Annotated in this window: 14 protein-coding genes; 4 read left to right on the top strand and 10 right to left on the bottom strand. The window is 32.5% G+C overall.

From position 1 onward, the window contains the following. Window positions 1–14 precede the first annotated feature (14 nt). Window positions 15–4,565 carry a cobaltochelatase subunit CobN gene (locus ACZ5LY_RS05075; protein ID WP_464577225.1) on the bottom strand — a complete coding sequence of 1,517 codons (4,551 nt, stop codon included), beginning with the start codon at window positions 4,563–4,565 and terminating at the stop codon, window positions 15–17. Between the two features lie 68 nt (window positions 4,566–4,633). On the opposite strand from ACZ5LY_RS05075, the gene ACZ5LY_RS05070 reads away from it, so the two are divergent. From ACZ5LY_RS05070 to pheS, 4 genes are read left to right on the top strand one after another with little or no spacing between them, the layout of a single operon-like run. Then, window positions 4,634–6,682 (top strand): NosD domain-containing protein, encoded by a 2,049-nt coding sequence (locus ACZ5LY_RS05070; RefSeq protein ID WP_464577223.1) that lies wholly within the window; start codon window positions 4,634–4,636, stop codon window positions 6,680–6,682. 30 nt (window positions 6,683–6,712) lie between these two features. Continuing rightward, the gene (gene hemB / locus ACZ5LY_RS05065) at window positions 6,713–7,675 is read left to right on the top strand and encodes a porphobilinogen synthase (protein WP_013414320.1); all 963 of its coding nucleotides are present in this window, start codon (window positions 6,713–6,715) and stop codon (window positions 7,673–7,675) included. A gap of 3 nt (window positions 7,676–7,678) precedes the next feature. Next, window positions 7,679–8,626 carry a triphosphoribosyl-dephospho-CoA synthase gene (locus ACZ5LY_RS05060; protein WP_013414319.1) on the top strand — a complete coding sequence of 316 codons (948 nt, stop codon included), beginning with the start codon at window positions 7,679–7,681 and terminating at the stop codon, window positions 8,624–8,626. Next, window positions 8,607–10,142 carry a phenylalanine--tRNA ligase subunit alpha gene (pheS, locus tag ACZ5LY_RS05055; protein ID WP_464577221.1) on the top strand — a complete coding sequence of 512 codons (1,536 nt, stop codon included), beginning with the start codon at window positions 8,607–8,609 and terminating at the stop codon, window positions 10,140–10,142. The genes ACZ5LY_RS05060 and pheS overlap by 20 nt, the downstream gene beginning before the upstream one ends. A gap of 21 nt (window positions 10,143–10,163) precedes the next feature. On the opposite strand, the gene ACZ5LY_RS05050 is transcribed toward pheS, so the two are convergent. Genes ACZ5LY_RS05050 through ACZ5LY_RS05010 form a run of 9 tightly spaced genes read right to left on the bottom strand, consistent with a single transcriptional unit; the run spans window position 10,164 to window position 19,986 of the window. Continuing rightward, window positions 10,164–10,547 carry a DUF22 domain-containing protein gene (locus ACZ5LY_RS05050; protein ID WP_013414317.1) on the bottom strand — a complete coding sequence of 128 codons (384 nt, stop codon included), beginning with the start codon at window positions 10,545–10,547 and terminating at the stop codon, window positions 10,164–10,166. Continuing rightward, a complete protein-coding gene (locus ACZ5LY_RS05045; RefSeq protein ID WP_464577219.1) occupies window positions 10,547–11,188 on the bottom strand; it encodes a V-type ATP synthase subunit D in 642 nt (213 codons plus the stop codon). Before ACZ5LY_RS05045 ends, ACZ5LY_RS05050 begins: the two co-directional genes overlap by 1 nt. A gap of 27 nt (window positions 11,189–11,215) precedes the next feature. Beyond that, window positions 11,216–12,601, bottom strand: a complete 1,386-nt coding sequence (locus tag ACZ5LY_RS05040; protein WP_013414315.1) for an ATP synthase subunit B — start codon at window positions 12,599–12,601, stop codon at window positions 11,216–11,218. Further along, window positions 12,598–15,423 carry a V-type ATP synthase subunit A gene (locus tag ACZ5LY_RS05035; protein ID WP_464577216.1) on the bottom strand — a complete coding sequence of 942 codons (2,826 nt, stop codon included), beginning with the start codon at window positions 15,421–15,423 and terminating at the stop codon, window positions 12,598–12,600. Before ACZ5LY_RS05035 ends, ACZ5LY_RS05040 begins: the two co-directional genes overlap by 4 nt. Beyond that, entirely contained in the window at window positions 15,420–15,734 is a 315-nt protein-coding gene (locus ACZ5LY_RS05030; RefSeq protein ID WP_013414313.1) for a V-type ATP synthase subunit F, read from the bottom strand. Before ACZ5LY_RS05030 ends, ACZ5LY_RS05035 begins: the two co-directional genes overlap by 4 nt. Before the next feature lie 9 nt (window positions 15,735–15,743). Further along, the gene (gene ahaC, locus ACZ5LY_RS05025) at window positions 15,744–16,868 is read right to left on the bottom strand and encodes an ATP synthase A1 subunit C (protein ID WP_464577213.1); all 1,125 of its coding nucleotides are present in this window, start codon (window positions 16,866–16,868) and stop codon (window positions 15,744–15,746) included. 11 nt (window positions 16,869–16,879) lie between these two features. Further along, the gene (locus ACZ5LY_RS05020) at window positions 16,880–17,503 is read right to left on the bottom strand and encodes a V-type ATP synthase subunit E family protein (protein ID WP_464577211.1); all 624 of its coding nucleotides are present in this window, start codon (window positions 17,501–17,503) and stop codon (window positions 16,880–16,882) included. A gap of 4 nt (window positions 17,504–17,507) precedes the next feature. Beyond that, a complete protein-coding gene (locus ACZ5LY_RS05015) occupies window positions 17,508–17,996 on the bottom strand; it encodes a V-type ATP synthase subunit K (RefSeq protein ID WP_464577209.1) in 489 nt (162 codons plus the stop codon). Between the two features lie 16 nt (window positions 17,997–18,012). Then, window positions 18,013–19,986, bottom strand: a complete 1,974-nt coding sequence (locus tag ACZ5LY_RS05010; RefSeq protein ID WP_464577207.1) for a V-type ATP synthase subunit I — start codon at window positions 19,984–19,986, stop codon at window positions 18,013–18,015. Window position 19,987 lies beyond the last annotated feature (1 nt).

Below are 19,987 nucleotides of genomic sequence, written 5' to 3'. Positions count from 1 at the left end.
AAAATAAAAATGAACTAATATTTAGGCCTTCTCAATAGATATCCTGCTGCTATTAATGCAATCAATATTATAACTCCGATTATTCCTGCGAATGGCACTGATGATGGACTTCCAATTCCTTTAGATACTGGTGTAATCTCATATGCTTTTCCTGCTGCAGCACCTGTAATTCCTGCTTTACCTGCTGCTCCAGCAGCTTGAGCTGCTCCTCTTGTACCAATTTCACCACCAACTCTACCTGAAGGACCTGAAATTCCTGGTGAAACTCCCCTTGTTGTTGCAGTTCCAATTCCTACTCTTCCTAATGCAGTTGGAGCTCCTAGTTGTGATGGTGCTCCTGGAATGGATGTTGGAATTCCAGGTACTGAAGGTTGTGGTGTTGTTGGAGCTCCTGGAATTGATAACTTAACTCCAGTAGTTTCTGCAAATGCGGCTGCGAATTTTTGGAGGTATGATAGAGGTAAGTTAGATGTTTGAATTACCCAAAGATTAAAGTTTATATTTGCACATGTATGGTGACAACATACTGGTCCATATTTAACGGCTAAAGTTATATATTTATTAGCAAGGGCAACTTTTAATTCAGGTCTTAGAGATGCTAATGACCTTCTTTCCATTTCTAGAACCCATGCAATCATTGATTGTGTTGCAAATGCTTCATAATTTGTTTTAGGGTTTAAATTCATTATTAAGTTTTCTCCTAGTTTGTTCCATAATTCATTGCTTACTGAATTTGTTGTTACATGGATACCAACCGTGTATTCATATCTTTTTGCATATTCCATCCAACCACTAGGAGTTTTAAGCAATGATTCCATGTATTTTGGATTTAACACCTGTGATCTTATTTCTAATTCTACTTCTTCCTTTAGAGATCTTATTTGAGTAAATTTTAAATTCCTAATGTCTTGGAGCATGGTTTCTGGATTTCCACCTAAAGTCTTTGATGCCAATATTAATCCACCATACCAGTCATAATAGTCGTCTGTGTCAAAAAGTCTCCAAGTACTATCGATTGTTTGTGTTGCGATATCCATTTTCTTTAATAGATATTGGAATACGTCCTTATTTTGTTTCATTTGCATTACGCCATTAACAGATTTCCATGCATAAGAAACTCTAGAAAGATAAACATCTGCCAACTCTTTAGTTGTGTTCCATTTTCCTGTTTGTGGAACCAAATCACAAACACCAGTTCCTTCTAATACATAACCTCTTAAACCGAAAACTCTATCAAGAGAATTACATTCTTTATAATGTTTAGCAACATAATTTTCAACATCTTTAGCTTCGCTAGCTAGTTCAACAGCTTTATTCATCAGATCAATCCATGCTTGATTATATGTCACAGCAGTTGTAAAAACATCTATTCTTGGCCTAATTATTTTTTTACCATCAATTTCAATTGCAAATTCTGATGGATCCATTAAAACTACACCTTTAACGTCTCCATTTGGTGCCCAATCTGGTTTTACACCTAAAAGATACATAAATTCAGCTATTGCAAGTGCTTCAGTTCTTAGTAATTCTGTACCCCACATTACCATTCCAACTAATTCTGGGAATTTTCCATGTTCTTTATAATATTTTCTTAACATGTCATCAACAATTTTTTTTGCAGACTCCCATGCAGCTTTTGTTGGCATTTTTTTAACATCATAAGGATAAAAGTTTCTTCCAGTTGGTAAAACATCGCTCCTTGCAGGATCTCCTGCAAGTCCGGGAGGTACATAACCACCTGATAATGCATTTAGTAGGTTTTGCCATTCTTCATTGGCTCTAATTTTTGTTAAAGTTTCATTTATGAATTTTAAATCATCAGGTTTAATTTCTGGAGGTATATTGCCATTTATGATATTTCTTATCCATTCTTTCGCTTTTTCTTTAATTTTTTCGACTTTGTCTTCATATTTTGGATCATACATTATGTCGTAGTAGCTCTCTTTTATTTCTGGATACATCATTCTCTTTATATTTTCCATTAAGTCGCTTCTTGAAGATGCTATTGTATATAGTTCTTCAACAAGTTCATCTCCTTCCAGTATTTTTCCTAGGCTATGTAATCCTAAAGGTATAACATCATTCTCTATTTCATGCAGTTGAATATGTAATTCTCTAAGCCAATCTGTGAAATTACCTTCTTTTTTGAATCCTAATGAAGCAGCCTTCTCTATTATTTCTTTTTCTAATTCTGGTAATAGTTGTGAAGCACCTGCTTCTAATGCTGCATTATATCTATGTATTAGATCATGTAATTCAGAAAGATTTCCATATAAACCACTTTCTACCATAGCAGGCGTCATGTGATCAATTATTACTGCAAAACTTCTATCTTTAGCAACAAGACCTTCTCCTGGATTTGAAACTATGTATGGATAAATGTTTGGTAAGCATGTAAGTTGGAATGGATAATCAGAATCTATAACTCCTGTTGTTCTTCCAGGTAGCCACTCTAATGTTCCATGAGTACCAAGATGTATCATTGCATCGAAGTTTTCTTCCAACCATTTGTAGAATGCAACATATTGATGATGTGGTGGTAAATAAGGATCATGATAATCTTTAACTTCTTCCCAACCTCTACTTGGTTGTATTGCAATGAATATATTTCCAAGTTTTACGCCTGGAATTACTATGTATTTAGTGCCATTTCTTGTGACAGTCATTATATTTCCAGGAGGTTCTCCCCATTTTCCTGTTATATTCCTTTTCATTGGATCTGGTAATTGATTAAACCATTCTAAATATTTATTCAAGGGTATTAATTGATTATTTTCCATTAATCTTTTCCAATTTTTATCTACATACTTCTCAAGTGCAGGTTGAGCCCATGTACCTTTGTTTCCACCTTCAGCCACCATATTGTATAATTCTTCAGGTGTAGGTATTTCACTAACACTATAACCAAGTTCCTTTAGTCTTGTGAGTAGATCATGGATACTTTTGAACACGTCTAAGTAAGAAGCAACAAAATTATCTTTTCCTGGAGGATAATTGTAAATAATTATAGCTATTCTTTTGTCTTTATTTGGAATTTCTCTTAGTTTTGCCCATTTTATTGCATTGTCAACAATTTTCTTAATGCCAGTCTCAATTGGTATATATCTTCCACTTCTTTCATCTCTATAACTCACTGGCGTAGGACCAAATACACCTTCACGATATGGTAGTCCCATTTGCCATGTTAATTCAAACTGCGTTCCTAATGGATTTTCTAAACCATTATTTGTCCACAACTCCATTCCTTTAATTATAGGAATATTCATGTTTAAATATTCCTTTACAGCACCTTCTGGTAAATTATCATAGTTTAAAGACCAGCTTACTAAAGATATAACAGCAGATATTCCTCTTTTTATGAAACCAGTTCCATTAATGCCTTTAACCATCAATTCCAGTAGTTTACTAGCTGGTGGCTGTGTTTCAATCTGATATAAATCAAATGCAGGCCTACCTCTTTTTTCCAATTCTCTAATCAGCATGTCTATAGTAGGGTCTTTTTGACCACCTGGCCAATAACTTACAACCACTATAAAAGGCCCTTTAAGATTTGGTTTATTATTATTATACCAGTTCTCAAAATCTTCACAAAGTTTTGCAAAACCAGATGAAACAAGATACATATTTAATTTTGCTAGCCATTTTAAGTTACCAGAAATTGCTAACCCAGGATTCTCCTCTATCCATTGTTTTATTTGTTTAGGGCTAGGTTGTGTTAAATTATATCCTAACACTGTTCTTGTTCCAAGATCAGGATGATATAATCCCCAACTGCCTGCTGTACCTCCACCAGCAAATATGGGAACTTCATCGTGCTCTATTGGATTGTAAGTTGTTTCATTTAATAAATAACTTATGTATTTGACCATTCTATCATAATTAATCTTTGTAGCATTTCCAGATGCCAAAACATAATAACTGGCAAGATATGTATTTTCTAGTGAATTTTTACTACCCCCAATTATGTTGAAATACCTTTCTTCTCCCATTCCAGCATATGCAGCTATATGTCCTGTTTTATTAGCAGGACTATTACCAAGATATTGAATCCAAAAGTCTTTCTGACCGGTACCTGGTGTTTGCATGTATAAAAAAGCAAAATTTGCATGTTCTAAAATCCAACAATCTTTTTCAGCTCCAGGCATCCAAGGATCATAAAACATTAATCTCTTACTTAATTCTACTCCAAATGGTTTTGGACAACCTATTATTACAATATCTGGAATAAAAACATGATTTATTTCACAATCTTTATTTACAGTAAATATCGCTGGTTTATATGTTGAATATTCTATTTTTAGTATTAAGGGCGGAGTAGCATTTGCTGTTATTAAATATTTCCCATTGTTATCAGTTGTAGTTTTATTTAGGACAACATTGTCTTTTATTAAAGTTATATTAGCATCTTTGACAGGTATTGCATTTTCTAAAGTTACGTATGTGTCCGATGTTTCATTATAAATTTCCTTCACAGATCCTTTGACTTCTATTCCTAAAACTGGTGAAATATTAATGATGAAAGCTATAATCAATGTAAGTATTATTAAAAATGATTTTGCCTTCATTTTCTCACCATTTATCTATTTTCAAAACTATTTGAATATATCTTAAGAAAGTTATATATAAAGTTTTCTTGTATAAATTTAAACAAAACTTATTTGGAGGTGAAACTATTAAAAAAATAATGTTAATTATTGCTTTAATCTGTTTTTTAGGAACTTCTATAGCTCATGCAGAAGTTGTAAATCTAAATAACAACAAAACATTTACGTCAATTCAGTCTGCAATAGATGATTATGATACAAAAGATGGGCATATTATTTTTGTTAAGCCTGGAGAATATTGTGAAAACATTGTTATTAACAAATCTATAACATTGGAAGGCGATGGGAAAGCAAAAATAATATCTAAGGATCCATCAATTCCCACTATTTACATAAATACAGATAATATAACAATAGAAGGTTTCATTATTAATACGAATGGTATTTATGCCATAATGGCGTTAAATGCAAGTAATTGTGTAATACGGAACAACATAATTTATACATCTGCTGAGGAACCAGGAAATGGTATATGTATCAATGGAACCACAAGGGATTGGAAAATAGAAAATAATACCATCATTGGAGGAATATTTACTTATGGATTTTCAAAAAATTACAAGATAATTGGAAATAATATTATGAAATGTAAATATGCGGGAATACATTTAGGAACATTAGGTGGATCCACTGATTCTTGTGAAATATCTGAAAATATAATTAGATCATGTAAATGTGGAATTGCCCTTGATTGTGCAAATAACTGTATTATCCAAAAAAATGTTGTTCTCTTATGTAGCTTCAATGGTATATATCTCGGTGCAACAGGAGGGGCAAGAAACTGTACTATTTCTGATAATTATATAGCTGGGTGCAATAAAGGAATATCACTCAAAACCGGCTGTACAAACAATATAATTTGCTTAAATACTATTACAAATTGTGAATATGGGCTCTCCATCCAGGGAATAAAAAATTATGTATACAAAAATTATTTCTTAAATAATTCGATTGCTGTAGATGGTGAGTTATTAAATAACTATTGGAACACTACTAACGAAGGTAATTACTGGTTAGATTATTTTGGGAACGATAGCGATGGAGATGGAATTGGAGATATCCCCTACACATATAATAAAGTTAATTTAGATTACAAACCATTAATTGTTGATTTAACAATTGAAGATATTGAAATATGTGATGGAAAAATAAAGGCAATGGTCAAAAACAATGGAAAGGCCGACATGAAAAAAATAGATCCTAACGCCAAAGTTTTGATTAAAATTACACACAACAATGAAACATATGTAGGTGAAATAGGACCTTTGTCTCCTTCTGAAGTTCAATCCATCATATGGCAAAGGGATGTAAATCCTGGATCAGAGATAGTTGTAGAAATTCCTACTCAAAACCAATATTTAATAGGTACAAGCATTAAAGATGCAAATATAAATAACAATATAGTAAGAAAAATTGTAGGCTTAGAATTTAAACTAAGCAATTTGACAGTTACTCCAGAACATGGCACTGTACCACTGACAATATTTGTGAATGCAGCAGTGAATAATCCTTCTAACGTAGATAGTAACTATACAGCAATTTTATATATAAATAAACAAGCTGTGGCAAATAAAATTGTTTTCGTGCCAGCACATACTACTATAAACATAAACTTCACTTACACCTTAACACAACCAGGAACCTACAACGTTACAATAGGAAACTTAACACCAGTTACAGTGAATGTAAGTCAAGCATCAATCCAAAACAAAACCTTCACAATAACCCTAACAAACTTAGGAAAATCAACAATAACCATAAAATATTACATCTCAATCTACACAAATCCAGTTAATGGAACTAAAGTCAGCTATAGAGAATTAACAATAACTCTAAAGCCAAATGAAACAAAAACAATAGAGTTAGGTAAATATCCATTTAAATATGCAGTATCTGGAACAATGATTGTCAAAAATCCATCAAGATATAGAATTCCATTAAATCTAAGAATAAAATATGAAATTGAGGGATTGAATCCACAGATGAGGGAGATAAGTAAATACATGGCTCCAAGGGGAGAATTTAGGTATATAGCTAGATATACAGGGAAAGAAGAAGGATATGCTGATGTTTGGTGATATTTCTACGACTTCATCAGGTGTATTAAAATGAAATTTCCATACACTCGGATGAGAAGGTTAAGAAAAAATTCTAAAATAAGGTCTCTAGTGAAAGAGACTACTTTATCCAAAGATGATTTGATATATCCTGTTTTTGTAAAAGAAGGTATAAAAACCAAGGAAAAAATTCCTAAAATGCCAGGACAATATAGGTACTCTGTCGATGAATTAATAGATGAGGCTAAAAAGCTAGAAGAAAAAGGATTAAAAGCTATATTAGTTTTTGGAATTCCGAAAAAAAAAGATAAATATGGATCCAGCGCTTATGACCCAAATGGCATTGTCCAAAAATCTGTAAAATTATTAAAAGAAGAGACAGACTTAGTAGTAATAACCGATGTATGTCTTTGTCAATATACTGAACATGGACATTGCGGAATAGTTAAAAACAAAAAAATAGTAAACGATGAAACTCTCAAATATTTATCTAAAGTAGCTTTATCACATGCTGAAGCTGGTGCAGATGTTGTTGCACCATCAGACATGATGGATGGTCGTGTAAAGGCTATAAGGGAAGAATTAGAAAAAAATGGTTTTGATGATGTAATAATAATGTCATATTCAGCAAAATACGCGTCATCTTTTTATGAACCATTCAGATCAGCAGTATATTCATCTCCAGCATTTGGAGATAGAAGTACTTACCAAATGGATCCACCGAACTCTTTAGAAGCTCTAAGGGAAGTCAAATTAGATATTGATGAAGGCGCCGACATCGTAATGGTAAAACCTGCTTTACCTTATCTTGATATTATTAGACTTGTTAAAGATACTTTTGGAGTACCTACTGCCGCATATAATGTAAGTGGTGAATATTCAATGATAAAAGCCGCTATAGATGCAAATTATCTTTCTAATAAAGTTATAATAGAAACATTGCTTTCCATAAAACGTGCAGGTGCAGATTTAATAATCACACATTTTGCTCCTGAAATTGTGGAGGAAATATAAGCTATGAATGCTAATTATGTTTCAAAATCAGCGCAAATAGCATCAATATTAGAAGTTAGTGGATATCCAAAGCCTGGAAATGTTCATAGAACTAAAGATTTTGATGACATGTGTTTTGAAGATTTTCTTATAAGTGGTATTGTAATTGGGGATGTAATGTATGAAGCTGCCAAAAGAAGTAAAAAATGTAGGGATTTAAAATCTATAGAGCTTGGATATTTAATATATAAAGCTGTCAAAGAAACAAAAAAATGGGTAAATAACAATACAAATTTAGGAATAATAATGTTATTAACACCTCTATCAGCTGCTGCTGGAATGTCAAAAAGATTTGGTGAAATTAGGGAAAATGTTGATAAAATTATGCGTAATACAACACCTAAAGATTCTGTATATTTATATAGAGCAATACGTATGGCAAACGCAGGTGGTATGGGAAATCATGAAATTGATGTAACCGATAAATCATCTGAAAGTAAATTATTGAAAAATAATTTGAATATGTTTGATGTTTTAAAAATTTCCTCATCTTGGGATAATATAGCGAATGAATTAACTAATGCAATGCCAATAACATTTGATATAGGTTTCCCAACTTTTAAAAAAAATTTAAAATATGGAATAAATATTGCCACTGTCCAAACATTTTTAGTTATTTTATCTAAATTTCCAGATACTTTAATTAGAAGAAAATATGGACATAAAACTGCTGTAAAAGTATCTGAAGCTGCTAAAGATATATTAGATGTTGGTGGCATGTTAAGCAATGAGGGATACAAAAAAATAAAACATTTGGATAAGAAATTAAGAGAAAAAAATCTAAACCCAGGCACTACTGCAGATTTAACAGCTGCATCTATAATGGTCACACTACTAGATATGTATGACAAAACTTCTAATTCTCCAAAATGTATATTGAAGGAGGGCGCAAATGGTTTACAAAACAGATGAATTGCACATTTATGAAAAAAAAGTATTAAAGGCATTTGAATCATTAGGTTTTTCATTAAAGCCAGAAAAAATTGCAAAAAAACAAAAAATGAATATAAAGGCTGTAATGAGTGCTGCTGGATCTTTAGAATCAAAAAATCTTGTAAAAATACATAGAAAAACTGATTATTTAATAAGATTAAATGATGAAGGATTAAAATATGCTAAAGAAGGCTTACCTGAAAGACGCCTGCTCAATTATTTATTGGAAAAAAAAAGTATAAAAATGAAAGATCTTTTTAGAGAATCTCCTTTCGAAAAAAAAGATATAAATATAGGTATTGGATGGTTAAAAAAGAAAAATTGTATTAAAATAAAAAAAGGCGTACTTGAAGTAACAAAAAAATGTGAAAAATTTATAGATAAAGATTTTGAAGATGAAAAATTGTTAAAAGAGTTATTGAAAAAGGAGGAAATATGGTATTCTTCACTTACCAAAGACCTCAAAAAAGGGTATGAATTGTTAAAAAATAGAGGACTTCTCGATATAAAAGAAAAAACAACACATGTTTTAGAAATAACAGAAGAAGGTAAAAAATTATTGGACGAAGGATTAGAAATAATTGAAGAAGCTACACAAGTAACACACGAAGATTTGAAAAGTGGCAGGTGGAAAAGACTTAAGTATAGACCTTATGACATTTTCGTTGAATATCCAAAAATTTATCCGGGTAAAACACATCCACTACGTGACATAATAGAAGAGATAAGAAAAATATTTATTAGCATGGGATTTAAAGAATCAAGAGGTCCTATCGTTGAATCAGCTTTTTGGAATTTTGATAGTTTATTCCAACCTCAAGACCATGCTGCAAGAGAGATGCAGGATACATTTTATTTAAAAAATCCTAAAATATGTGATCTCCCAGATGAAAAATTGGTTAAAAAGGTTAAAGATGTTCATGAGCATGGTGGATCAACAGGTTCTGAAGGTTGGGGCTATAAATGGGACATATCTATAGCAAAAAAACCTGTTTTAAGAACACATACAACATGTATATCTGCAAGATTTTTATTTGAGAACAAACCTCCAGTAAAAATGTTTTCAATTGGTAGAGTTTTTAGAAGAGAAACTATAACTTATAAGCATTTGCCAGAATTTCATCAGGTGGAAGGGATTATAGCATCAAAGGATGTTACATTTAGAGATCTCCTTGGAACATTAAGGGAATTTTATAAAAAATTAGGTTTTGAAGTGAGATTTAGACCTGCTTATTTCCCATACACTTATCTTTCAACTGAATGTGAAATTTATTTACCAGAGAAAGGCTCTTGGATAGAACTTGGTGGAGCAGGCATGTTTCGTCCAGAAGTTCTTGAACCATTAGGTATTAAGACACCAGTGGCTGCATTTGGATTGGGAATTGAAAGATTAGCAATGATAAAATTAGGTATAGATGATATCAGAATGTTATATAGAAGCAATATAGAATGGCTAAGGAAAAATCCTCTTGTAAAGGGAATTAAATTATCATAAAAAAATAAAAATACTAAGTAATTATTTCAATAACTTGACAGGTAGTAGTATTGAAACACCTAGAAAATCGTTTTTTCTTATCTCACCACTTTTCGCTGCTACAAAGGTTGCATGGTCTGCAGAACGTTCCATAGTGATTGGAAGTGGAACTTCCTCACCCACGGCAATAATATGCCCTAATGGATGGACACCATATCCACAAATCCATATAATATGGTTCTTTGGAATTGTAATTTTTTTAATTTTTAAAGACTTTACATCTCCACTTTTAACTTCTATGTTTTCATTGGCAACTATTGCCCTCATTAAACCATAATGACTGTCAATTCTAAAATCTTTGTCAGCATGTACTTTCTTCTCAAATTCCTTCACTATTTCACGAAAACGTGTCATTAATTTGACCATTATTCACTCTCCATAGACCTCTTAATCATTTTTAATCTTACAAAATTCTCTCTTTCCATTTCTTCTAACCGCATTTCAATATATTTTATTGTGTTTTTAAGTTTAGGTATTATTATATGTTCCAATGCATTTACTCTTCTTTTTGTTGATTCTATTTCACCAGCTAAAAGTCTAATAGATTTTTCAACTTCCCCTAACTCAATTATCTTAGGAATCAATTTTTCAAATTTTTTTGCAACCTCATCTATTTTTGCTGAGGTATCAAACAAACCATAACCTCTCTCAACCATGCTTCTTTCTTTTGATTCAGCATCCACTAAAGGTACTACAACACCCATAATACTACGTGAATCTATATCAACACTAACTGATTCTTGTACAGCCATCGCTGCTTTTTTTACTTTTGCATCTCCAGTATGAATATATGCCTCCATTAAATCCTTAAATGCATCTTGCAATTCTTCTTCAATTTCTTTCCTCATCCCTTTTATTCTGTCAAGTAAATTGAAGAATTCCATTATTAATGCATTTCTTTTCTCTTTTAAAAGATTGTGACCCTTAACAGCTAGTTTTTCTCTTTGTTTAAGTTTTAGGAGTTCCATTCTGGTTGGATTAATACCTTCCATAATTTCCTGTGGCATTTTATCCCCCTAAAAAAATAAAAAATATTATTTAGGCAGGTATTTTTCGATGTATTCGTCTGACACTCTCTTAAGTTCTGAAGTAGGTAATATACTTAGTAAGTCCCATGCTAGGTCAAGTGTTTCATCAATTGATCTATCTTCGTCTCTACCTTGTGACACAAATCTCTTCTCAAATTCATCTGCAAATTCTAAGAATTTCCTGTCACGGTCTGTTAAAGCTTCTTCACCAACTACTGCAACTAAGTCTCTTAAATCACGACCTTCAGCATAAGCAGAATATAATTGGTCAGAAACATCGGCATGGTCTTCTCTTGTTCTACCTGGTCCAATTCCACCACTCATTAATCTTGATAGTGATGGTAACACGTCTACTGGAGGATAAATTCCTTTACGATGGAGTTCTCGACTTAAAACTATTTGGCCTTCTGTTATATAACCTGTGAGGTCTGGAATTGGATGTGTTATATCATCCTGAGGCATCACCAATATTGGCATTTGAGTAATAGATCCTTTTTTTCCATGGACACGTCCAGCTCTTTCATATATACTAGCTAAATCTGTGTACATGTAACCAGGATAACCTCTTCTACCTGGCACTTCTTCTCTTGCAGCTGAAATCTCTCTTAATGCTTCACAATAATTAGTCATGTCTGTTAGTATTACTAATACATGCATATCATATTCAAATGCAAAATATTCTGCTGTTGTTAAAGCCATTCTAGGAGTCATTATTCTTTCTATCGCTGGATCATCTGCAAGATTCATAAATACTGTAACACGTTCTAATGCCCCAGTTCTTTCAAATTCTTTCATAAAGAAGTTTGCTTCTTCATGTGTAATTCCCATAGCTGTAAATATAACTGCAAACTCACTTTCCTCTGTTAAAACTTTTGCCTGTCTTGCAATCTGTGCTGCCAACTCGTTGTGTGGAAGACCAGATCCTGAAAAAATTGGTAGCTTTTGACCTCTAACTAATGTATTCATTCCATCAATTGTAGATATTCCCGTTTGTATAAATTCTGCTGGATATTTTCTTGCAGAAGGGTTCATAGGACTTCCAGTAATATCTAATTCTTCCTCAGGAATTACTTCAGGACCACCATCTATTGGTTTCCCTGTTCCATCAAAAATACGTCCCATCATGTCCATAGATACGCCCAATTTTGCAGTCTCACCAGTGAATCTGACCTTGGTTGTTTGTGTATTTAAATCCCCAGTTCCCTCAAATACTTGCACTACTGCTCTATTCCTATAAATCTCCAATACCTGGCCCTTCCTAGTTTCTCCACCAGGAGTCTCTATCTCTACTATTTCACCATATGCTGCATCTTCTACTCCTTCAACTATTAGAAGAGGACCAGATACTTCACTTACACTAGTATATTCCCGAGTTTTAATATCAGCACTCATTTTAGCACCTCTTCGCATTGTTTAATAATTTTATCTTGTATTTCTTTGACTTTTTCTTCAAATTCATCTGGAGGTATGTATTTCATTCTTGCAATATCTTCTTTGACAGGGAGTTGTGTTAATTTATCAATAGGTGCTCCTTTTTTCAATGCCTTCTTAGTTTCTCTATGGAATAATAGTATTGTTTCTAACATCTTAAATTGCTTTTCAGGTGGACAATAAGTATCTATCTCATGGTATGCATTTTGTTGGAGGAAATCTTCTCGTATCATTCTAGCTGTCTCTAATGTCAATCTTTCTATATCAGGCAATGCATCTGGACCAACTAGTTGTACGATTTCTTGCAATTCTGCTTCTTTCTGTAATAATGCCATCGCTTCATCTCTCACAGCTTTCCAATCTTTTCCAATTTTCTTTTTCCACCAATCTTTTACACTATCCACATATAATGAATAACTTTGTAGCCAATCTATAGCTGGGAAATGTCTTCTATCAGCTAATGAAGAATCTAATGCCCAAAATACTTTACATATTCTCAAAGTATTCTGTGTCACAGGTTCTGAGAAATCTCCACCAGGTGGAGACACTGCACCAATAACAGAAACTGATGCAACTTTATCCTCACTTCCAAGTGTGATAACTCTACCAGCCCTTTCATAAAATTGTGCTAATCTTGAAGCTAAATAAGCAGGATAACCTTCTTCACCAGGCATTTCCTCTAGCCTGCCTGATATTTCCCTCATGGCCTCTGCCCATCTTGATGTTGAATCTGCCATCAATGCTACATCATATCCCATATCTCTGAAGTATTCTGCAATAGTTATACCTGTGTAAACACAAGCTTCCCTAGCTGCTACTGGCATGTTAGATGTATTTGCTATAAGAACAGTTCTTTCCATTAATGGTCTTCCTGTTCTTGGGTCCTCTAACTTTGGAAACTCCTCTAGAACTTCAGTCATTTCATTTCCTCTTTCTCCACACCCAACATATATCACTATGTCAGCATCTGCCCATTTTGCTAATTGTTGTTGTGTAACGGTATTATGTAGAAGTATTGCACCAAATCCTCCAAAGAAGTTTTCTATTCCTGGAATAGAAATATCATAGACATCAAATGGGCCTGTAATCTCCCTTATTTCAACTATTTGATCAGCAAATATTTCGTTTGGATAGTTTGTTTCTCCACAAGAACTAATTGCCACACTTACTACTTCATCACCATACTCTACAGATGTTAACAATGAATTATCCAGATGTAAGAATATGCCATCATGAGAAATTTCGTGATAAATACCAGCTCTTGTTAAAAGATATGAAAGTTGAACCTTCAAATCTTTATCTTCAATTGATAATACATTATTGGATGCAGATGCATTTATATAACCATCAATGAATCTGGCAATGCATTTATTTTTAGATTTTAAAATAATTTTTGGTATTTTAGATTCTAGAATTTCAAGTGTTTTAACAAACTTTACTATTAATTTATTTTCAATTATAGCTTTATTTTCTAATATCTTACATTCAACTCCGAATAATTTGAGTGATAATTCAGAAAATCTCTCTAAAATATCCTTATTTCCATTTTCAATCTTAAGTATTAACTTGTTTTCATCTAATTGTCCTGCCGCAAATAATAATCCTAAGAATTCTGCTAATTCTGGTGACATCTTATCTGGTAGTTTTTTAATTTCCTTTTCATTGAATTTTGATAAATCAATTTTCTCATCTTCATTATTTATGTCAATTTTTCTTGCAGCAACGATGTAATCGCCTTCATTTAAATCTTTTGCCATTGTTTCAACAATTTCACCATTTTCATTTATTTTGAATAATCTATGGATAGGTGTAACTTTCACTTCTCTTCCACTTTTTGTTTTTATATGAATTAATGAATCGCTTTTTCCTTTGTAGAATATGTCAGTTTTAGTCTTAATTATCTTTGATCCATCAAATGAATAAACAGTTATGGGTTTATCTAATTTTATTATTTCTTCGTGCTCATTCTCTTCTATTACTTTTCCATTTTCTAATGATTTTTTATATAATTCTTCCATTGTAATTAATGAACCGTCTCCTAATAAAATTGGAGTATCACCAGACACACATTTTCCACTACCAAATGGGCCTGGTATTGCTGCTGTACCTCCTTTAGCAATTGGGAAAAACGTATCTTGTACCCTTTGTCCTGTTATTAATGGAACATCAGGATCTAATTTCTTTTTATATGGCCTGCTCTTCCTTACAGGCCATTTTTGCATCATCTTTAATTCTTCTACACTGTCATCAGTTTTTATTTCTGCAATTTTTTCATCAACTTTAAACTTACCTTCCTCTATATTTTCAATAGATCCTGAAATATTTGGAGGAACCATTATTTTATGAACAATGGACTTTGTTTCCTGTACTTCACCTATTATGTCTCCACCTACCACTTCATCGCCAACATCGACAGTTGGTTTAAACTTCCATTTCTTCTCTCTGGGCAATGAAGGTACATCGACACCTCTTCTTATAAATTCACCGGTCATCGCTTTTATTTTATCCAATGGGCGCTGAATTCCATCAAAAATTTCTCCAAGAACTCCAGGACCTAATTCAACAGATAAAGGTCCTCCAGTAGTTTCAACTTTTTCGCCAGGTTTTAACCCTGTTGTATCTTCATAAACTTGTATTGTTGCTTTATCTCCTTCTAACTCTATAATTTCGCCTATTAGTTTTTCTTCTCCAACTCTAACCATCTCATACATTTGTGATCCTTTCATTCCTTCAGCAACGACTACAGGACCAGATACTCTGATGATTCTCTTTTCGCCTGTCATTTTATCATCTCAACCCCAATTACTTTTTTTACAAGTTCTCTCATCGGATCAACAGTTTTCTTAGAAGGACCAGTTTTGTCAGGTATCTCTATTATTATTGGTAGAGGTTCTTCTGAGATTTTATTTATTTCAGATCTCAATTTATCAGCAATGTTTTCTGTTATTATGATTATATCCTTTTCCTTTATCAAATTTTCAAATGTTTTTTTTGCTTCTTCTTTGTTTGTTATAATGTAACCATCCTTTATACCTCCAAATTTAAATCCAACAACAGTGTCTTCGTCACCCATTACTGCAATTTTAGATGCCATCTTTACCCCTCAATTTATTAACATTTTTTTAATCCTTGATTCAGGTATTCCTTCTCGCTTAGCACGTGCTATTATTTTTAAATTTTTAATTTCCTTTTCTTTCAAAATTAAGTATGCTAAGATAGGAGCAACAGTCAATGACTCTCTTGTCAAAAATTTACGACCCATTTTGTAAAGATAATTTTCTAATGCTTCCTCAAATACAGATATGGACTTTGTTTTTTCATATTTAGGCAAAGCGTCAGATAATATAGGTTCATAATCAAATCCACGCAAGCTAGCAATAACTTCTCTTATGTTTTCTGCTTCCATTAAATCCCTTAGCTTCCATTCACTAATTTGTCTACCTGCTGGTAGTAAATATGGTTCTATATCCTCATATTTTAGTTTATCTACTTTTGCTCGCAATACTAACATTATATTGCTGATATCCACATAGCTACCGAAATAATGTTCAAGTATTTCTCTATTTTTAGTCTTTACAGATTTTATTGCTTTAATAATATTTCTTAAATAGTAATTATCTAACGCTGCTTCGAATGGCAATAATATTCCTTTTTCTTTATATGCTGTTAAAGCATCTTCTAAAATATCTGAATATTCAGTTCCTTCAAGACCATACACAACTTCTTCAACATTTTCTACTTCAACTAATTTTTCTAATTCATCAAATAATTCTCCAACAGGTATCAACATATCAACAATTTCCTCAACTTCTAATCCAGCATCTTTGGCTATTAACAATGATTTTATGTTCTCAATGTCCCATCTCTTTAACAATGCTTTAAACACTTCTTTAACATCTTCAGGAACAATTTTAGCTACAAATTCATAAACTTCTGCTAAATGAACATCTATGGCTTTTTCAATAGGATATCTCTCCACATATTTAGAATAATCAGGTATTCCTCTAAGATAATTCCTCATGTCTTCAATATTTTTTAATTCTGTAATTTCATCTAACTGTCTAGGTGTAATTAAGCGACCTATTCTTGCTCTTACTCTCGCAACTGGATAGGCATATGGAATCATTGTTGATACAGGTCTAAATGTTATTATCATTGCTACTGTCCCAGCAACTGCTATTCCAATAAATAAATAAAAAATTATTGGATCTCCTATCGCTTCTGCCATTATATCTGCTCCTATTTAAATAAAATATCTGCTACTTCAGGACGTAATACTTTCTTTAATCTTGATAATCTGGCTTCTAATGTATTATTAACTTCTATGCTTCCATCCTTAGTTCTTACTATTACTCCCCCAATAGTGTTTATTTCTTCACCTAATTCTAGTTTCACATTCTTGCCAATCTTTTCTGAAACTTTATTACTAATATCTTCTATTTGATCTTTTATAAATTCTGTATCTCTGCTGTTTAAATGTAGTTGTAATTCTCCACCGCCAATTTCTGTTATTGATCTTTCTATTAAATTGATTAGAGCCTGTTTATATTTTTCTGAATGTTTGGATGCCATTTCTTTTAATTTATTTTCAGCAATTTTAAATGACTTCTCTATTAATTTTTCTCTTGTTTTTAGCTCTGATCTTCTAGCTTTTATTTTGGCATTGGAAATTATCTGTCTGTATTTCATTCTACCTTCTTTTTTAAGCCTTCTTAATGTTTCCTCCTTTACTTTTTTGGCTTTTTCTTTTCCTTCTTTTATTATTTTATCTTTTTTCTTCTCTGCATCTTTTATTATCTCTTCTGCTCTGCTTTCAGCTTCTGATAATATTGTTGAAACTATTTTTTTAACCCCAGCTGCCATTGTGTCATCCGCCCATCATTCCTGAAAACATTATCAACATTATAGCAATAATGAATCCAAAGATTGTGTGAGTTTCTGGTAGAGCTGTAAATAGGAGGCTTTTACCAAATGATCCAGGATCCTCAACTATTGCTCCAACTGAGGATGATCCAACTACTCCCTGTCCTACTCCAGCTCCTAAACCTGCAAAACCTATTGCCAGACCAGCACCTACAGATATTAGTCCTGTCGCAACGTCAACTGTTTTTCCTCCGCCCATCATTCCTGAAAACATTATCAACATTATAGCAATAATGAATCCAAAGATTGTGTGAGTTTCTGGTAGAGCTGTAAATAGGAGGCTTTTACCAAATGATCCAGGATCCTCAACTATTGCTCCAACTGAGGATGATCCAACTACTCCCTGTCCTACTCCAGCTCCTAAACCTGCAAAACCTATTGCCAGACCAGCACCTACCGCAGTAAGTGCAGTACCTAATGTTAGTGCGGGCATGAATATACACCTCCAATTATTTCTTTAATTTTGTAAATATCCTCTTTGCACTAAATGGTATAAATTCTCTACCTTCACCTTCATAAAATTGTTCGAAGAATTCCACATAGTGCAAACGAAGGGAATGTATAAATGATACTAGAGCATGAAGCATTGCAAATGCTAGATGTCCTGAAACAAATATCAATGCCATTATTATGTAGTTGAATATAGTTGGCCCTTGTGACATCTGAACTAAAATATTCACTGCCATTCCACAACTACTACCTGCAATACACAAAGCTGTCAATCTTGAATATGAAAGCCATCTTCCTAAAAATGTAAATGTTTCCATGAGACCAATCAATCCTACTTCATACACTATAAGCCCTAATGCAATAACAAACAATCCAATTCCTGAGTACATAGCTAAACTAAATTTCATGCTAATTCCTAGATATACTATACCAGCAGCTATGATTAACAAGAGCCATGATATTTGATCAAAAAGAGCAATCTTCCATTTACCTCTCTTTATGTTATTAACAGCTCCTGTAACCAATCCCAAAATTAATTGAGCAAGTCCTACTCCAAGCGCTAAAATGAGAAGATTTTGAGGATTTTTAAGTGGTTCAAGGTTATGCATTACAGTTGGTAATTCCATATGTAAAAATCTTGGTAGAAAGTCTCCAAAAAATTCTCCTGTCAACAATCCCCAAACAAGTGCCCATACTCCACAAACTATTAAAATTATACCAAAATCTTTCATGGTTTTATTAACTTTCCCTAAACCTCTATAAAGTATATGCCCTGTCAGTAAAACCAATGCACCTGTAAAAACTCCAGAAGCACAGAACCCATAGAAAAATGGAAATATGATCGCCATGAAAATTGTAGGGTCATATTCATGATAATTTGGTGGAGAATATATTTTTAACAATGGTTCAAATGGTTTTGCAAAAGAAGGATTATCAAGTAATATTGGTGCATCTTTACTTCCCTTAGAATGTTCAATAACACAGTGATTGTCTGTAGCATCCTGAATTATCTTCATGGCTTTATTTAGTTTCTTTTTGGGTACCCATGCTTCCATCAATACTGTATTTGATGTTTCCCCAAAATTACTGAATATTTCATTTCTTTCTTTTTCAATCTCTAATAATTCTCTTAAAACTAATAAATCATTTTCCCATTCTCTTTTTATTTCTCTAATTTTTGAAATTAATTCTTTTTTCTCTTTTTTTATTTCTTTTAACCTCTCATTAACTTCTTTTACAATTTCTTTTGGTTTCCCTTCCAATTTTTCTATATCAAATTTTTCAAATTCTAATTTTCTTAAAAGCCTAAACACGTCATTATGATAATTCTTATTCACAATTACAAAAATTATTTTTTCTTTCTCATTTCCTGTAGCAGAAAATACAACTTCTTCAGTTATATCTTTTATTTCTTTTTTGAATTTTTCAAAATTCTCTGCAGGTAATTTTCCAACAATGACAGACACATGTTTGAATCTACTAATCTCTGAAAAGTCAACGTCAAAATCTATTAACATCTTTGACAATGATAAAACATCTTTAAGTTCGTCTTCTTCAGAATCTAATTCATCTAACTTTTTTTCAATGTTTTTTGTTTTTGATTCAACTTCATTTAGAACTTTTTCAGCTTTACTAATAATTTCCCTTGTACTTAAATCTTTTACCTCTCTTTTTTTTGGTATAGGTGGATTTATTATGTTTTTTAATGTATCCATCATTCCTCTTTTTGGTTCTGCAATTTTGAAAAAATCAAGAATTCCAGAAACTCTCATTAATAAGGAAGATACTTTAGATGCTTCTGGAGTTGCTTCACCAGCTTTCATAATTCTTCTCCATTGTACATCACGCTCAATTCTCTCTGAAACATCTTCTATTTGAACTATCCCTTCTTCGTGTAAGGCACGAATCATTGGTTTTGCATATTCTTTAAGAGTGATGATGTACAATTTCCTCATTCTTGCTGGTAATAACATA

This window comes from Methanothermus sociabilis, from assembly GCF_055392295.1.
The sequence above is the reverse complement of the archived record's forward strand: the minus strand, read 5'-3'. Positions and strand labels throughout refer to the sequence as shown.

Excerpts from the sequence above, each read along its gene's own strand:
- ACZ5LY_RS05075 (WP_464577225.1), bottom strand. The coding sequence starts at position 4,565 with ATGAAGGCAAAATCATTTTTAATAATACTTACATTGATTATAGCTTTC.
- hemB (WP_013414320.1), top strand. The coding sequence starts at position 6,713 with ATGAAATTTCCATACACTCGGATGAGAAGGTTAAGAAAAAATTCTAAA.
- ACZ5LY_RS05060 (WP_013414319.1), top strand. The coding sequence starts at position 7,679 with ATGAATGCTAATTATGTTTCAAAATCAGCGCAAATAGCATCAATATTA.
- pheS (WP_464577221.1), top strand. The coding sequence starts at position 8,607 with ATGGTTTACAAAACAGATGAATTGCACATTTATGAAAAAAAAGTATTA.
- ACZ5LY_RS05050 (WP_013414317.1), bottom strand. The coding sequence starts at position 10,547 with ATGGTCAAATTAATGACACGTTTTCGTGAAATAGTGAAGGAATTTGAG.
- ACZ5LY_RS05045 (WP_464577219.1), bottom strand. The coding sequence starts at position 11,188 with ATGCCACAGGAAATTATGGAAGGTATTAATCCAACCAGAATGGAACTC.
- ACZ5LY_RS05040 (WP_013414315.1), bottom strand. The coding sequence starts at position 12,601 with ATGAGTGCTGATATTAAAACTCGGGAATATACTAGTGTAAGTGAAGTA.
- ACZ5LY_RS05035 (WP_464577216.1), bottom strand. The coding sequence starts at position 15,423 with ATGACAGGCGAAAAGAGAATCATCAGAGTATCTGGTCCTGTAGTCGTT.
- ACZ5LY_RS05030 (WP_013414313.1), bottom strand. The coding sequence starts at position 15,734 with ATGGCATCTAAAATTGCAGTAATGGGTGACGAAGACACTGTTGTTGGA.
- ahaC (WP_464577213.1), bottom strand. The coding sequence starts at position 16,868 with ATGGCAGAAGCGATAGGAGATCCAATAATTTTTTATTTATTTATTGGA.
- ACZ5LY_RS05020 (WP_464577211.1), bottom strand. The coding sequence starts at position 17,503 with ATGGCAGCTGGGGTTAAAAAAATAGTTTCAACAATATTATCAGAAGCT.
- ACZ5LY_RS05015 (WP_464577209.1), bottom strand. The coding sequence starts at position 17,996 with ATGCCCGCACTAACATTAGGTACTGCACTTACTGCGGTAGGTGCTGGT.
- ACZ5LY_RS05010 (WP_464577207.1), bottom strand. The coding sequence starts at position 19,986 with ATGTTATTACCAGCAAGAATGAGGAAATTGTACATCATCACTCTTAAA.